The organism is Corynebacterium sp. HMSC036D03, assembly GCF_001836185.1.
GTDB classification, from domain to species: domain Bacteria; phylum Actinomycetota; class Actinomycetes; order Mycobacteriales; family Mycobacteriaceae; genus Corynebacterium; species Corynebacterium simulans.
Map to the genome: position 1 here is coordinate 88,214 of NZ_KV827708.1, position 15,970 is coordinate 104,183.

The following is a 15,970-nucleotide window of genomic DNA, read 5'->3' on the forward strand; positions in this document are numbered from 1 at the left end:
CGCTTCTGAGCCGAGTTTAGATAAGGGGTAACCCTCTATGTACGCGATCGTCAAGACCGGCGGAAAGCAGTACAAGGTTGCTGAAGGTGACCTCGTCAAGGTCGAGAAGATCGAGGGTGAGCCGGGTACGTCCGTAGCTCTCACCCCGGTTCTGCTCGTCGATGGCGCAACCGTTAAGGCTAAGGCTGCTGACCTGGAGAAGGTCTCCGTCTCTGCTGAGATCGTCGAGCAGGGCAAGGGCCCGAAGATCGACATCTTGAAGTACAAGAACAAGACTGGCTACAAGAAGCGTCAGGGCCACCGTCAGCCGCTGACCGTTCTGAAGGTAACCGGTATCAAGTAAGCCTTAACCGGCTCGAGAAATCCCTGAAGGAGGGAAAACCACATGGCACACAAGAAGGGTGCTTCCAGCTCCAGCAACGGTCGCGACTCTGAGTCCAAGCGTCTCGGCGTCAAGCGCTTCGGTGGTCAGCAGGTTAAGGCCGGCGAGATCATCGTGCGTCAGCGCGGCACCAAGTTCCACCCAGGTGAGAACGTTGGTCGCGGCGGCGACGATACCCTGTTCGCACTCGAGGCAGGCGCTGTTGAGTTCGCTATCAAGCGCAACCGCCGCATCGTGAACATCGTTCCGGCTGAGCAGGCTGCAGTTGAGGCTTCTGCCTAGTTAATAACGTAAAAAGGTCTGATTCCGATTTTCGGAGTCAGACCTTTTTCGTTTTTGTATTTACGCCCTCTTTTTCAGGAAATTGTCTGACTTTACAGAAACTATTAACTAAATAAGAAAAGATTCGATGTATTAATTCTCCTCGTATGTTCATCATATGGGTGGGAAAGGGTGAAAACGGGGGTAAAAGAGCTGGGTTTTGCTGCGTTATGGGTGGCGATTGTGTGGTTTTGTGGCCGAATAGTGCGGGTAAAGATGATTTCATAGTTTGTGGGGCTACGAACGATTTACTAGGATTGAACTGCTAAATATTCAGCGGGCGCTAATGTTAACGCCCTCGATGCCCCAGTTTGATGGGGGAATAGGATTCCCTATGTCTAAGTTCTCTATGCGCTTGGCAGCGGTTATTGCTGCAAGCACCGTTTCCGTCGCGGGCGCTGGATTTGCCGCTCCCGCACTTGCACAGACCACCTCCGAGGCCGGCGCTGAGGCGACCCCGGGGGCTGCGGCCGATGCCGATCTCGTTGATGCAAACCACGATATCGAGCTCATCATCAACAAGCGTCTGGGTGACCCTGGCTCACTCGATAACACCACCGCCCTCGGCGGCATCACTTTCAAGGTGGAAAAGGTCAATAACGTAGACCTGACCACCCAGGAAGGTTGGGCAGCCGCTGCTGATCTCACCGCTGCGACTGCCACCGATGTCACTGAAGTGGGCACCATTGAGACCAACGATCAGGGCACCGCTTCAATGACCACTGCTAAAACTCCGGCGTTCAAGGTTGGCCTCTACAAGATCACAGAGGTGCAGAGCGGTAACTACACCGCTGCAGCTCCGTTCCTGGTAGCGCTGCCGCACTCGGAGGATGGTAAGTGGTCTTATACCCAGACGGTGAGCCCGAAGAACCAGCAGGTTAACCCTTCCAAGCAGGTCGATGACACCAACGCCACCATCGGTTCTGATCTGCACTACACCATCAATGCGCCGGTTCCGGCTGGTGAGTTGACCCGTTTCAACATCGTTGACCCGCTGAATCAAAGCCTCAAACTCAAGGCTGACGGCATCACCGTCGAGGCACAGGGTGCAAATGCTCCAACTTTGACGAAGGACGCTGATTACAAGGTCGATACCGCTAATAACACCCTGCGTATCGAATTCACCCAGGATGGCCGCGGCAAGCTGCAGGAAGCTCGTAAGTCCGACCCGACCCTAAAGGTTGTGGCCGGCTTTGATGCCACCATCGTTTCCATTCCGGCTGATACTGGCCAGATCACCAACAAGGCAACCATCGAGCTGCCGAACAACGCCACCGTTGATACCAACGGCGATGACCCGAGCACTCCGGATAAGACCGAAGATAACCCCACCTCGACGACCTTCGGTAACCTGACCATCACCAAGACCTCCACCAACGGCACTGACCCGCTAGCAGGTGCGGAGTTCGAGCTGTACCAGTGCAAGGTCTCCGACCAGGACTCCACCAAGTACGAGCTGCTGGGTAAAGCATTGAACGTTGCTACCACCGAGACCGGTAGCCCATCCACCAAGCTCACCACCTCCGGCGGTGACAACCGTTCCTCCACGGCACAGGGCTACGGCGTTCCAATCAACTCCTTCGCTGCAAACACCGGCACCACCAACAATGACTACTGCGTGCTGGAGACCAAGGCACCGGAAGGCTACGTCCGCAACCCAGAGCCGCAGCACGTGACCATCGACGTCAATGCACGCACCCTGGCAGTCAGCGTTGAGAACCAGAAGAACAACATCATCAACCAGCTGCCGGCAACCGGTGCATGGGGAATCCTGTTGGTATTCCTCGTCGGCCTGCTCCTGCTGGCTCGTGGTCTGTACACCTCTTATAAGGACAACCGCGCCCAGGCCTAAGGAGGCCATGTGAAGGGAAAGCGCAGGCGTAATCCACGCGGGGTTATCTACCTCGTCTTGGCGATGCTCGTGTTTCTCAGCCCCGTGGTGCTGACCCACTACAAAAATGTGGAGCAGCACCGCATCGCGGAGAACTATTCGCGCGGCGTCGACAAGCTGTCCGAGCGAGAGCGCGAGGCAGCTTTCGCCGAGGCGCAGGCTTATAACGCCCAGCTGCCAGAGGTGGGCGCTCCCGACCCATGGGTCAATGGAGTTGATACCTCCTCACCGGATTACCAGCGCTACCTCGACACGCTGCACCAGATTGGTGCAATGGCGCGTGTTCGCGTTCCATCAGTGGGCATCGACTTGCCCGTCTATCACGGAACGTCGACTGATGTTCTCGCGCATGGCGTGGGCCACCTCTACGGCACGGCGCTTCCCGTTGGTGGGGAAGGAAACCACGCGGTTCTTACCGGTCACACCGGCCTTGCCACCCTGACCATGTTCGACAACCTCACCCACATCAAAGTGGGGGATGTCTTCACGGTTGAGGTCATGGGTAAGACCATGGTCTACAAGGTGGACCAGATTGAGACGGTTCTTCCCGATCAAGTGGAGGCCTTACGTGCCGAAGAAGGCCGCGACTTATTGACCTTGGTGACGTGTACTCCGTACGGCATCAACAGCCATCGCTTGCTGGTCCGCGGCGAGCGTACCGAGCTACCCGCTGAGCTTGACCAGAGCTACCACTCGCCGTGGCAGCCATGGATGATCGCAGCCATTGTCATTGCGGCATTGGTACTGCTCTACCTGCTGTGGTGGTTCCTGGCAGGGCGTAAGCGAAAGAAAAAGAAAAAGAATTAGAGGAATCCTAACGTGACTACCAGAGGGCGATGTGAGGCATTGATGCGCTTGGCCGTTGGCCTGTTCTTTGCGTGCGCCTTGATCGTCGCTGTCTCGCCGGCGCCAGCGCATTCGGCAAGCACTGGTAGTTTGTCAGTTCACAAGAGCGCTGACCCCAAAGGCATCAACTCCAACGTTGGTGCTGTCTTCGTCGTCCGTCAGCTTCTTGGGCTGCCCTTGGCAAGCCCAGAAGAACTCGGGCAGATGGTTCAGGATAATCCTGCCTTGTTGACTTCGAAGCCTGGCATGGAGCTCGGGCCTGAGATTGTTGCAACTACTGATGAGACCGGTACTGCAAAGTTTACAGGCCTGTCAGAAGGCGTGTACCAAGTAACTGAGCGGCCCCAACGCACCGACAATTCCTACGAGGATGTGGCAGGCCCTTTCCTCGTCCCCGTAAAGAATGACGTGCAGGCTGAAATCAGTGCCAAAGCGCAGCCGGTAATTGCCGATAAATCTGTGGACGCCCGATCAGTCGAGGTTGGAGCTGTGCTGGACTATCGCATCAGGACGTCGCTGCCGCCTTGCGACGCCCAAGGAAAACTCCACCAGTTTGTCGTGCTCGATGAGCTGGATCCGCGTCTTGCGTTTCGGCGGCTAAAGTCCATTACCGTGAGCAACCTCAATGGCTCGCAAACTTTGGAGGACGGGCGCGATTTTCGCACTATCCTTGACGGTAACTCCGTTGAAATCGTGATGGAACAGTCTGGACTAGACATTCTGGCGAAGGCACGGCTTGGCAATCCGGAGACCCGTGTGGAAATTCACTTGGAAGCAGAAGTGCGCTCTTCTGAAGCTGTTGGCGATGTCATCACCAACATTGCGCGCTTTAGCCCCGACGGCTACTGCCTACCAAACCTAAGTCCTAGTGTTTCGACCTTGGCGTATTCCGATGCTAACGGCCGTCAAGTAACTGAGCGCGTTGTTCTTGCTGCAGCTGAACAGTGCCGTGGCGATCAGCCTGCCACTATCCAGTCCACTCCAGCGAAAGTCGTCGTTGTAGGCAAAAATCATCCGATCGATGACAACGATGACGATCGCGATGGAAAAACCCAGCCGGGTTCCGAGACTCATGGGCATCCCGATTCTCCGAGCAGTGGGGTAGTCGACGATGCTGGCAATGACAGCAAGGGTAACGGCGTCGGCGAGCAAGCAAAGCGTATTGCCGGCAAGATTGCCGACAACCTCGCAAGCACCGGCGCCAGCGTGATCGGCATCGTGCTCGCTGCGATTACCGCATTGGTGCTGGGCTTTATTCTCGTTCGCAGGCGCGACGAGGATGACGATGACGATGAAGGAGATGGTCGCGTATGAGGGTACGCCCGGCCAACCTATTTCATTCCTCACACACAATCTTTTCCGCAGGAGCATTTATGACGGTTAACACCAAGACTCGGCGCCTTTTCGCCGCATTATTGGTGGCGTTCGTGACGCTAATGCTAGTCGTCGCGCCCTCTTCGCCGCTGAATAACTTGGTGACGCCCGAAGCCGAGGCACAGACCAGCAAGGGCTGGGCCACGAACGAGGCGACGTACAAGCAGTGCGGTTTCCGCAGTGGCACCGGTGAGGCCGCCAACTATGCGGACCAGCTGTGCTGGATCGACATGTCGGATCTCAATAACTCGGTCACCACCTACCCGAAGCCCGTGAAGAAGGATCTCGGCCGCTACGAGCTGACTTTCGACGTCATGTACGAGACAAAAGACGAACGCGGCTACGACCTAAACACTGATCCTTCCAAGCTGCAGACGTATTCCGGTCCGGTGGGTGACGGCGTCTTTGGCCGCAATGTAAACGACACCGACTACTTTGTCCCGCGTTCTGGTCAGGAGGCCATCCAGCCGAGCGTGGTGTGGGGTATAGGCACCGGAATTACGGCCGCATCGCAGCAGGCCACCCTGCGCTTTCGCAACATCAAGGTCAAGGATAAGTTCACCGGCCAATACGTGAGCAATTACCGCACCTCAATCGTCGATGCACAGGACACTCGTGGTTGGTCATTATTTACGGAAAACTTGACCATCGATGCCCCCGAGACGGGGCAGACCATTTTTCCGTACAAGCGTTTCACTCCGAGCGGTTATCGCTCCGCGTGCGATCCCAATAACAATTCCAGCAACGTCTTCGGCCCCGGCATCGAGGATTACTACAATCGCGGCGATAACACGCCGAAAGACTTCGTGTGCAAGGAATTCTCCATCAACACCGGCAAGGCCGGCTCTTACATCGTGGGCGGCGATGGCCTGACGAGCCTCGACGTCGGCTTCTTTACTCGCAACAACTTCCAAGGCGTTGCACTAGCCCTCAACATGGGCCGCATGACCGGCGACGTCGTCCAGCCGGATACCACGATGGAAAAGACCATCACGGGTCAAGAGACCAAGTTCGATTTCTCCATGGCCACCCGCTATGGCAGCACCGACACCAAGGTTCCGTGGCAAGGCGCGAACACCTACACCCAGGCGCTGCGCCGCATGTCCCCCGATGTGAACGGCAACGTCGCTGCCGATTCCATGGTGTTCAAGTCTGCTGCCACCGGCACGGAAAAGAGCAAGGCGCTGGCCCGCTATACGCCGACGTGGCGTTGCACCCTCGGTACCACGGATTACACCATCAAAGAAGGCTCCGTGCCCTCGGGATTCCAGCTCAACAACAATGCCGCGGCAGGTACCTCCGAGGTGGTCTACCAAAACAAGTACTCGGTTCCCATGTCCTGTACCGTCACGTGGAAGCCAAAGTACCAATTCTCCTCGCTGACCCTACGAAAGACGGTCACCGGTACCGCGGCCGGCTTCGACGAGGTGCAGTCGCGCAAGTTCAACTTGGGCTACCGCTGCGCCGCCCCGGCCGGCTACTCCGATGCTTACCCCACGATGAAGCTGGAGGATTCTCGTGATCTCGCCGCTGGTGATGATTACACCGTTGAAGGTCTGCCAGCCGGCGCGACTTGTACCTTGACGGAGAAGTTTGCTGATGGTGCTCCGCCTGCCCGTCCAGGTAAGGAACTGACCCTGACCTGGAAGGGCAACGGCACCTCCCAGAACACCGACGCCGTGCCCGTTGGTACTGTCACCCTGAAATCCGGTGTCAACGCCGCCGATCACTCGAATGACATCGAGGCAAACAACAACTATGACTACCGTCCCGGCACCGTCAACATCTCAAAGACCATCACCGGCGAACCCGTCAACGAGCTCGGCAGCCCGCGCGATTATTCTTTCTCGCTACGTTGTTTGACCACCAATTACAGTCAGCAATCCACGATCCAGGCCACGGGCACTGGGGATGAAATCGCCGGCGATACGAGCTTTAACAATGTCCCAGTCGAGCGCGATTGCGTGCTCAAGCCACTGTCTGGCCTTTCCGATTCCGAGGCCGAGCGCATTAGCTTCGACGGCCGCGATGTCTGGGTTGATGGCCAGCAAATTCAAGCCAACTCCGATGGCACCTACACCATCCGCCTGAAGGATTATCCGCAAGGTGGAACCCCGACTGTGTCCGATATTCGTATCGAGGCGCACTACTCTTACAAGACCCGCGACGTCCGTGTGATCAAGCAGTTGCGTGGACCAGGCAGCAGCTTGTTGGACGCGGGTACCACCTTCCCGGTGCACTATCGCTGCACCGACCCAAACGATGCCGCCTACAACCTCGAAGGCGACATGAACATCACCACTGACACCGCCAATCCGGTCAAGATCGAGGGCGTGCGCGTCGGTGCAGACTGCTACGTCTACGAATCCGGTAGCCCCTCGCAGCAGAACGTCACGCTTGACCGCACCACGGTCTCCGCGTCCAATTCTTCTGACGTGGTGACCACCCTCAACAATGAGGAAGCAAAGACCACCCCGGTTTTGACCGTGAACAAATCCAGGGATACCAACCAGAACCGCGTTTCTGTGTCGAACCACTACTTCAATAAAACGGGCACGGTCGATTTGACCAAGCTCGTTAACAATTCCGTCAACGGCGCTAACCTGCCTGCTGACTACGAGCTTTCCTTCCGCTGTGGTACCCGCACGGTAGAGACGACGAGCGATAGCTATGTTCCTGTCGACCTCACTGGTACTGTCCGTTTAGCCGATGGGCAGACCGAACGTCTCGTCGCCGAGGTCTCCGATCCCACGATTGCGGGGCTGGTTAATGACCGCGACGGTGCGATGGGCGTGCCCTATGGCAATGAATGTACGTTCTCTGAAACCACTCCTTCGACTGGCAACGGCGTTCTGTGGTCAACCGACGCCAAGGAGCAGACTTTTACAGTCGATTCTGACTCTGAATCCGTTAGCCTGACCAATACCTTCGAACCCGCCGGTAAGGGCATCACCATTACCCAGTCTGAGGCAGGCGTCGACGAGTTCTTCCGCGACGTCGACTACGAATTGACCTGTACCGCCGACGACGGCAGCCCCTTGGACCTAGGCCAGTACGCCACTATCACCCTGGGGCCCGATAACCCGAAGGAGACCGTGCCAGCCACCGTCGTGACGTCGGGAAGCACGTGCCAATTGGTCGAATCCGACAGCAACCGTGAAGACGGCAAACGCAATGGCTACGCCATCGACCGTGATTCCAACATTTCAGTCGATGGCGAGTCTCAGACCTTCAACGACGAAGCTCGCATCGTTTCTGGTGAGTTCATCGTCGGCGATTCCACCATTGCACAGGTAACCCACACCTACGACTACCAAGATGTCACCGTGGCTGTGACCAAGCAGGTCGACTTTGCCAATGAGGCTTACTTCTCCCAGGCCCGCAAGGACGTCAAGTACAACCGTCAATTCGATTTCACGATGAAGTGCACGCCACCCGGTGGCGGCAGCGTCATCACTGTCTCCGGTAAGGTCAGCTCCCCGCAATCTGATGATGCGGCTAGCCAGTCCTTGAGCTTTGATAACATTCCGGACGGTTCCGAGTGCGTTGCGGCAGAAGGTGAGACCACTGCTGCCGAGGGCATCACTTTCACCCAGGAAGTAAAAGTCGGGGACGCTTCAGGCGATCGCTCCCTGAACTTCGACGTCAGAGGCAACCAAGACGTGAAGTTGGTCAATACCTATACCCGTCAGCTGGCAGAGGTGAACCTGGACAAGGTTGCTAACACGCCAGTCGACGTCCAGGCAGCCTATGGCGCAAACTGGAAAGACCAGTTCTATACCCACAACTTTGCATTGGTCTGCCGTGACCCAGAAGGGCCTATCGATGGTTCGGGCAAGCTGGGAACTTTCCCGGTCAACAGCACCATTCAGGGACCTGGCTCTACCAGTTTTGCTGATATCCCGGTCGGCGCGGAATGCGAACTGACCGGTGACAAGTTCGGTCAGCTCAACTTGACTCAGACCGCGCCGGATGGCACGGAACTGGAAACGCACATGCGTCCAAGCAAGGTGGAGTGGCGTCTGCAGCGCGACGAGGGCATGACCTACACGGATACCGATCTCGCAGATGGTGAGACCACCTCGCAGAAGTTCATGATTGAGGACGACATCTCCGATGGAGGCCTGGGCAACAAGGTCGAACTGGTCAACTTCTATGAATTCGTGAAGTCGCCCATCAAGATGAGTAAGAAGATCGTCGCCAATGCGGACGACCTTCAGGTGCTGCGCGAGGCCAACCCAGAGTTCCGCTTCGACTACCAGTGCCAGGGCGTGGGTTATTCCATCTCTAACGTGGGGCTGCCTACCAGTTTGAATGCGGGCGATACCAATGCCTTCCCGGATGGCACGTTGACCTTCACCTCGGACGAGGTTGAGGTTCCTTCCGGTGCGTGGTGTACCTTCACGGAGCTCGCTCCTTCTGCCACACCAGAAGCTTTGGAGTGGAAGCAGGACCCACGTGAGGTCGACAAGCGCGTCGGTGAAGAGGGCCAACCGGCGGTTTCCTATGACTTCACCAACACCTACACGCGCCGCACCGTCCCCGTGTCCTTCGCGGCGCTGCAGGATGGCTACCTCGGTGGTCTGAGCAACAATAGCTATGACTATAAGGTCAGCTGTACTGCTCCGGGCTTTGATAGCCAAACGTTGAGCTTCGACGTCAATAGAGCTAACTCGAGTGCGACGGTGGCTGACGCCAGTGCACCTTCGGGTGGCAAGGTTGTGAACCTGCCGGTGGGCTATGACTGCACCTTGGATGCAAGTGGTTCCTCGGCCCTGCGCGAGCGCGTGCAGCTAGAAGTGACCGCGGGCACGCGTTCTCCGTACATGACTTTCGCGACGTGGACGAAGGAGGGCGCCGCAGCCGATAACCCGGATGTAAAGCCTGCAGATATTCCACTCGACAAAGTCACCAGTGACATGAAGAAGTACACCTACGATTTTAGGCTGGATAGCGCGCTGCGCTCTGAGACGGGTGCTCCGGTGTTGACCATCGCCGGTGAGGCGATGCATCCGCGCGATAGCGTTGAGGTCACCTTCACTAAGCAATCTGTCGGCGCGGCAGGAGAGGGGCGGACCTTCGAGTTCTCCTCGAGCTGTGGTGAGACATTCACTTTGAAGTCTGGCCAGTCGCATACGTTGAGTGACATCGAAGTTGATCAGAACTGCACCATCGGCGAGGTCATGAATGAAGGTTCTGCGTCTCCGGTTGTCTCTGTGGGTGAGACCGGACCGCGCCTGGGTAATGTGAAGGCGAATAACTCCATCGATCCGACTACCCACACGGTGACTTCTGGCGAGTGGTCCTTCGATATCCTGCCGGTAGCGAAGGCCAGCGATATGTCCACTTCGGGCAGCAAGTGGGAACTGACCGGTATCAATACCTTCCCTGGGGTCAACATCACCAAGAAGATTGATGGCGCACCTATCAGTGCGGTGACTGGCAAGGTGGCCGATACCGCGGTGCTTCCCGACGACGCGACCACCATGCGTTTCAACTACACGGTAGAAAACAACGGCGCCTTGCCGCTGACTGACCTTAAGCTCACCGAGCCGGAGTTGGCTGGCCGCACTGTGGTAGCCGCTGATGGATCCGAGTACGTGGTTCCGGAAGGCGGCGCGATTCCTACTGAGGTTTGTGCCCCAGGCGATCTCGCCGTAGGGGCATCCACCACCTGCAGCTTCGACGTGAAGATCACGGAGTCGACGAAGGATAACTTCTACTACCGCGGCAAGGTTACTGTGACAGCGCTGGGCAATAACATCCTCGTCTCCGACGACGATAGCTACGGTGCTCTGCGTCTGAAGGAAGGCCTCGGCTTCCTGCTGCCGGATACCGGCCGTCAGACCCTGGTGTGGGCGCTGCTGATCGGCCTCATTCTGCTGGCAATTGGTATGGCTTTGTACCTGCGTAATCGCAACGACGAAGAAACCGACGGCGAAGAAACCGATGGCGAAGACTAAGTCGAAGAAGAACCAGTCACGCAAGAAGAAAAGCTCGCTGTGGCTGGTTATCCTCGGCATCTTGGTGCTGCTGTATCCGATTGTTGCCACGCAGTACAACGATTGGCAGCTGCAGCACCAGGCGGAGAACTACCGGCGCGCCATTGAGCGCATCGACCCGCCTGCCCAGCGAGAGGCCTACGTGCAGCAGGCACATGAGTACAACGATTGGTTGGCGGAGCAAGGTCATCATGCTTTCCCACCGAATCCTTCTTCACCGGGCTTTGAGCGTTACATGAAAACGCTCAATGCCCCAGAGGCCGGGGGCGCGATTGCGCGACTTCGCATTCCCGCAATTAACGTCGATCTTCCCGTGCGGCATACGACTGCCCCTGCTGTGCTTTACGACGGCGCGGGACACATGTTTGGTTCCTCACTGCCGGTGGGAGGTAAGGGAACCAATGCCGTTATTTCTGCACACACCGGCATGGTGGACGCGTCGATGTTTGATAACTTGCCGCGACTCAAGGACGGCGAAATCGTCACCATCGAGGTGATGGGCGAGTTGCTGCATTACAAGGTCGTGGGCCGCGAGGTGGTCAAACCTGATAAGTACGATGCGGTGACTTATGAGCCTGACAAGGATCAGATCACGCTGATCACCTGCACCCCGTACGGCATCAACACGGATCGTCTGCTCGTGCACGCCGAACGCGTCTACATTGCGGGCGGAGATGAGGATTCGGGCTGGCATCCAAAGCTGTCGTGGTGGATGATTGCCGCGCTTAGCATCATCGCCATCTCTTTGCTTATCATCATCTATCTGGAATGGCGTCGCCGCCGACGTAAGCAAGCCCGCGAGGAACGTCAGGCTAGGAAGCAGGCGGCCGCCGATGGTAGTATGAGCAGCTCAGAGTAAGAAAAACAGCTACTTAGCGTTAGTGCGAGGAAACCAACTTCATGGCACGTTTTATTGACCGCGTCGTTCTTCACCTGCAGGCCGGCGACGGAGGCCACGGATGCTCTTCGGTGCACCGTGAAAAGTTTAAGCCGCTGGGCGGTCCAGACGGCGGCAATGGCGGCCACGGAGGAGACATCCTGCTAGAGGTTTCCACCCAGGTGCATACCTTGATGGACTTCCACTACCGTCCGCACCTGAAGTCCGGCCGAGGTAACAACGGTGCTGGTGACTGGCGCAATGGCGCCCGCGGCGAGGATCTCATCCTCGAGGTCCCGGCCGGCACCGTGGTCTACTCCGAAGACGGCGAGATGCTGGCGGATCTCACGATTCCTGGCACCCGTTTTGTAGCCGCTGAAGGCGGCTTTGGCGGCCTTGGTAATGCTGCGCTAGCTTCTGCTGCCCGCAAGGCACCAGGCTTTGCGCTTCAAGGCGAGCCGGGCGAGGCCCGTGATCTGGTGTTGGAGCTTAAATCCATGGCGGATGTCGGCCTCGTCGGTTTCCCATCGGCCGGCAAGTCTTCCCTAATTTCCGTGCTTTCTGCGGCCAAGCCAAAGATTGGTGATTATCCGTTTACCACCCTGCAGCCGAATCTCGGCGTGGTGGACATGGGCTTTGAATCTTTCACCATGGCCGACGTTCCGGGCCTTATCCCGGGCGCTGCTGACGGCAAGGGCCTCGGATTGGACTTCCTGCGCCACATCGAACGCACTGCGGTGCTCGCACACGTCGTTGACGTTGCCTCCTTGGAGCCGGGCCGCGACCCGCTTTCCGATATTGCGGCGCTCGAAGAGGAGCTCGCAAAGTACCAAGAACTGCTGGACCAGGACACCGGCTTGGGTGATCTGCGGCAGCGCCCACGCATCATTATCTTGAACAAGGCGGATATTCGGGAGGCGGAAGAACTGGCCGAGTTCGTCAAACCCGAGCTGGAGGAGAAGTACGGTTGGCCCGTCTTCATTATTTCTGCGGTGGCACGCAAGGGCCTCGATCCGCTCAAGTACAAGCTGCTTGAGATGGTCAAGGAGCACCGTCGCACACAGCCGAAGGTCAAGGCGGATAAGAACCACACCATCATCCGCCCACGTGGCGAGCGTAAGTCCGGCTCCCACGCTGACTTCACCGTGCGCCCTGATCCCGAGCTTGCCGGTGCCTTCGTGGTGGAGGGCGACAAGATCGAGCGCTGGATTGTGCAAACCGACTTCGAAAATGATGAAGCCATCGGCTACCTCGCTGACCGCTTGGCCAAGGCCGGTGTGGAAGATGAGCTGTTCAAGCAGGGCGCTGTTGAAGGCTGTCCGGTGACCATCGGCGGCATCACCTTCGAGTGGGAGCCGATGACTGGCGGCCGTGCCACGGATGCCGGCCGCGGCTTCGACGGTCGCCTCGGCGGCACCGAGCGTGTTTCCGCCGCTGAGCGTAAGCGCGCTTCGCAGGCTCGCCGTGGCCTCATCGACGAGTATGACTTTGGCGATGACGAGAAGGTCACCCGCGAGCAGGCGAACCGGGACCGCTGGCAGGGCTAGTACAATGGGCGGCCATGTCTTCGCAACAAGATTTTCCGCTAACCCAAAAACCTTATTCCGGGCCCACGGTTGACACCCCCTTTCCGGACCCGTTGCATGAAAATCCCACGGCGTCCGGCTTTGATTCGCCGCTGCGCCAGCACATCGCGCACGCCAAGCGCGTAGTCATCAAGATTGGTTCTTCGTCGCTGACGGATGAGGACTTCCTGGTCTCCCAGGAGCGCATCGACCACATTGTGGACGCGGTGCACGCCCGCATGGGCATCTCCGATGTCATCCTGGTCTCCTCCGGTGCGGTGGCCGCTGGCATGGGCCCGCTGGGGCTTAATCGCCGGCCGACTGATCTGGCCACCAAGCAGGCCGCGGCGTCTGTGGGCCAGGTGCATCTGGCGTACGAGTGGGGCCGGTCTTTCGCCCGCTATGACCGCACGGTGGGCCAGGTGCTGCTCACCGCCTCGGATACGGGGCACCGGGACCGCGCCCGCAACGCGCAGCGCACCATCGACCGGCTGCGCCAGCTGCGCACCATTCCCATAGTCAATGAGAATGACACGGTGGCGACCTCGGAGATGCACTTCGGGGATAATGACCGGCTCTCCGCCTTGGTGGCCAACCTGATGGGCGCGGACGCGCTGTTCCTGTTCTCTGATGTCGATGGCCTCTATGACAAAAACCCGGCGGAGCCGGACGCCCGCTTCATCGATGAGGTGCGTACGGGCAAAGACCTGAAAGGGGTCGAGGCCGGTGAGTCCGGCAACGTCGGCACCGGTGGTATGGCCACGAAGGTCTCGGCCGCGCGCCTGGCCACCCGCGGCGGAATCCCGGTGCTGCTGACGTCGACGGATAACATTGGCCCTGCTCTTGCCGATGCCTCCGTGGGCACCGTCTTCCACACCCGCGAGGAGCGCAAACTGTCTGCCTGGAAGTTCTGGGCGCTCTACTGCGCCGATACCGGTGGGGCGGTGCGCCTGGACGCTGGCGCCATGCAGGCGGTCACCAAGGGAGGCAATTCGCTCCTGGCGGTTGGCATCACGGAGGCCATCGGTGAATTCTCCCGCGGGGAAATCATCGACATCATGGGCCCGGAAGGTGAGGTCATCGGCCGCGGCGAAGTACGTTTTGATTCCGCGGAGCTGCGGGGCATCCTGGGCAAGCAGATGGAGGAGCTGCCGGAATACCAGCGCCGCAGCGTTGTCCACGCCGACTACCTGTCGAACTACGCCTCCCGAATCTAGACACTAGAGGCCAGAGAAACCCCAGGAGAAGACCATGAAATACGCCATGTTGCCGGAACAATGGGAAGAATCCGTCGAGACCTTGCGGGGATCTGGCCATGAGCTCGCGGAGCTTTTCGATGCCGACTTCCTCATCTACAACGGCGACGGCTCGGACTTCCCGTTGCCACTGCCGGAGAACATCAAGTTCGTGCAGATTCCGTCTGCAGGCGTAGACCATCTGCTCGACGTCATGAAGGAGACCGACGTAATCTGGTCCAACGCCGCTGGCGTATTCGATAACACCGTGGCGGAATCTACCATCGCGCTGCTGCTTGCGCAGCTGCATGCCCATCGCTATGTCAACGACACCTTCTCCAACTACGAGGAGGTGCAGGATCACAAGTCCTACCTACACGAGGACAAGACTGTGGCGATCATCGGCGCCGGCGGCATCGGCAAGCGGCTCATCACGATGCTCTCTGGCTTTGGCCCGCGCATCATCGCCGTAAACCGGTCCGGCAACGCGGTTCCAGGCGCGGATGAGACCTATCCCATCTCCGAGGTGGACAAGGTCTGGTCTGAGGCCGACTACTTTGTGCTCATCGCGCCGCTTACCCCGCAGACCCACCACATGGTCAACAAAGACGTGTTTGCCCAAATGCCGAATCATGCGGTGGTGGTCAATGTGGGCCGTGGCCCACTCATCAGTACCGAGGATCTTTTGGCAGCGCTGGACTCTGGCGAGATTGCCGGCGCAGCGCTCGACGTCACTGATCCGGAGCCGCTCCCGGATGATCACCCGCTGTGGAAGGACCAACGTGTGGTCATTACACCGCACATTGCTAATACCCGTAACTCGGTGCGCCGCCACTTGGGAGCACACACCGCAAAGGTGGCCGCAGCCTTTGAGGCTGGCGAGGAAATTCCTACCCGTGTGGATCCGAACGCTGGATATTAAAGTGTAAAAGCATGAACAAAGACATTCGCGTGGGAGACGCGGAACGCCACAATGCGCTAGACCTCCTCAGCACCCACTTCGCTAACGGTCTCATCGACATCAACGAGTTCGAAGACCGCACAGGAAAGGCGGCTGTTGCGCGTACCCGCGGCGAGATCGCTTCCCTCTTTGAGGACCTTCCTGACAATCCAATTGCAGAGGTCGTCCCGTTCAAGGAATCGGAAGCGCAGGCCGAGCTCGACCGGCTGCAGCGCCGCGGAGGGTTAGTCCACCGAATCGATGCCGTCATTTGGTCAGCGACGATGATCCTCTTCTTCCTGGGGCTTTTCGTCTTCGACTGGGACTATTTCTGGCTTGTCTTCCCGATTGCAGGTATCGCCTCGTGGGGTGTCAGGGAGGCGGTCAAGCTCTCCGACGACGACGAAAAACTTTATGAGGAATTGAAAAAGAAGGATGACAAAGACCGGGCCGAGCGCCTACGTCTGGCAGCCGAGCGCCGCAAGGAGCTGGGGCAGTAGTCCGCGGGGTCTGCGGGGGGAGTGGCTGCGCGCTTGA

The 15,970-nt window shown here is 58.3% G+C and carries 11 protein-coding genes; all 11 read left to right on the top strand.

Annotation, left to right across the window (positions count from 1 at the left end; all coding sequences use genetic code 11):
• Positions 1-37: 37 nt before the first annotated feature.
• The 11 genes from rplU to HMPREF2692_RS00470 all read left to right on the top strand — a co-directional run bounded on the left by rplU (position 38) and on the right by HMPREF2692_RS00470 (position 15,933).
• On the top strand, positions 38-343 hold the full coding sequence (rplU, locus tag HMPREF2692_RS00420; protein WP_061924117.1) for a 50S ribosomal protein L21: 306 nt from the start codon (positions 38-40) through the stop codon (positions 341-343).
• A gap of 42 nt (positions 344-385) precedes the next feature.
• The gene (rpmA, locus tag HMPREF2692_RS00425; protein WP_005531747.1) at positions 386-664 is read left to right on the top strand and encodes a 50S ribosomal protein L27; all 279 of its coding nucleotides are present in this window, start codon (positions 386-388) and stop codon (positions 662-664) included.
• Between the two features lie 373 nt (positions 665-1,037).
• Positions 1,038-2,555: a SpaH/EbpB family LPXTG-anchored major pilin gene (locus HMPREF2692_RS00430; protein ID WP_070433006.1), complete on the top strand. Its 1,518-nt coding sequence runs from the start codon at positions 1,038-1,040 to the stop codon at positions 2,553-2,555.
• Between the two features lie 9 nt (positions 2,556-2,564).
• Positions 2,565-3,401 (top strand): class C sortase, encoded by an 837-nt coding sequence (locus HMPREF2692_RS00435; RefSeq protein ID WP_246817712.1) that lies wholly within the window; start codon positions 2,565-2,567, stop codon positions 3,399-3,401.
• A gap of 12 nt (positions 3,402-3,413) precedes the next feature.
• Positions 3,414-4,754: an isopeptide-forming domain-containing fimbrial protein gene (locus HMPREF2692_RS00440; RefSeq protein ID WP_141761283.1), complete on the top strand. Its 1,341-nt coding sequence runs from the start codon at positions 3,414-3,416 to the stop codon at positions 4,752-4,754.
• A gap of 59 nt (positions 4,755-4,813) precedes the next feature.
• Positions 4,814-10,777 carry a DUF5979 domain-containing protein gene (locus tag HMPREF2692_RS00445; RefSeq protein WP_070822381.1) on the top strand — a complete coding sequence of 1,988 codons (5,964 nt, stop codon included), beginning with the start codon at positions 4,814-4,816 and terminating at the stop codon, positions 10,775-10,777.
• Complete coding sequence (locus HMPREF2692_RS00450; protein WP_070822383.1) at positions 10,764-11,675, top strand: class C sortase; 912 nt, start codon at positions 10,764-10,766, stop codon at positions 11,673-11,675. Before HMPREF2692_RS00445 ends, HMPREF2692_RS00450 begins: the two co-directional genes overlap by 14 nt.
• A gap of 41 nt (positions 11,676-11,716) precedes the next feature.
• Positions 11,717-13,240, top strand: coding sequence for a GTPase ObgE (obgE, locus tag HMPREF2692_RS00455; protein WP_070822385.1), 1,524 nt, complete (start codon positions 11,717-11,719; stop codon positions 13,238-13,240).
• Between the two features lie 14 nt (positions 13,241-13,254).
• Entirely contained in the window at positions 13,255-14,475 is a 1,221-nt protein-coding gene (gene proB, locus HMPREF2692_RS00460; RefSeq protein WP_062043574.1) for a glutamate 5-kinase, read from the top strand.
• A gap of 34 nt (positions 14,476-14,509) precedes the next feature.
• Positions 14,510-15,415: a D-isomer specific 2-hydroxyacid dehydrogenase family protein gene (locus HMPREF2692_RS00465; RefSeq protein ID WP_061924091.1), complete on the top strand. Its 906-nt coding sequence runs from the start codon at positions 14,510-14,512 to the stop codon at positions 15,413-15,415.
• Between the two features lie 11 nt (positions 15,416-15,426).
• Positions 15,427-15,933 (top strand): DUF1707 SHOCT-like domain-containing protein, encoded by a 507-nt coding sequence (locus HMPREF2692_RS00470; RefSeq protein WP_062037851.1) that lies wholly within the window; start codon positions 15,427-15,429, stop codon positions 15,931-15,933.
• Positions 15,934-15,970: the final 37 nt, after the last annotated feature.

Bases quoted from the DNA above. Each gene is read 5' to 3' on its own strand.
- rplU (WP_061924117.1), top strand. From the start codon at position 38: ATGTACGCGATCGTCAAGACCGGCGGAAAGCAGTACAAGGTTGCTGAA.
- rpmA (WP_005531747.1), top strand. From the start codon at position 386: ATGGCACACAAGAAGGGTGCTTCCAGCTCCAGCAACGGTCGCGACTCT.
- HMPREF2692_RS00430 (WP_070433006.1), top strand. From the start codon at position 1,038: ATGTCTAAGTTCTCTATGCGCTTGGCAGCGGTTATTGCTGCAAGCACC.
- HMPREF2692_RS00445 (WP_070822381.1), top strand. From the start codon at position 4,814: ATGACGGTTAACACCAAGACTCGGCGCCTTTTCGCCGCATTATTGGTG.
- HMPREF2692_RS00450 (WP_070822383.1), top strand. From the start codon at position 10,764: ATGGCGAAGACTAAGTCGAAGAAGAACCAGTCACGCAAGAAGAAAAGC.
- obgE (WP_070822385.1), top strand. From the start codon at position 11,717: ATGGCACGTTTTATTGACCGCGTCGTTCTTCACCTGCAGGCCGGCGAC.
- proB (WP_062043574.1), top strand. From the start codon at position 13,255: ATGTCTTCGCAACAAGATTTTCCGCTAACCCAAAAACCTTATTCCGGG.
- HMPREF2692_RS00465 (WP_061924091.1), top strand. From the start codon at position 14,510: ATGAAATACGCCATGTTGCCGGAACAATGGGAAGAATCCGTCGAGACC.
- HMPREF2692_RS00470 (WP_062037851.1), top strand. From the start codon at position 15,427: ATGAACAAAGACATTCGCGTGGGAGACGCGGAACGCCACAATGCGCTA.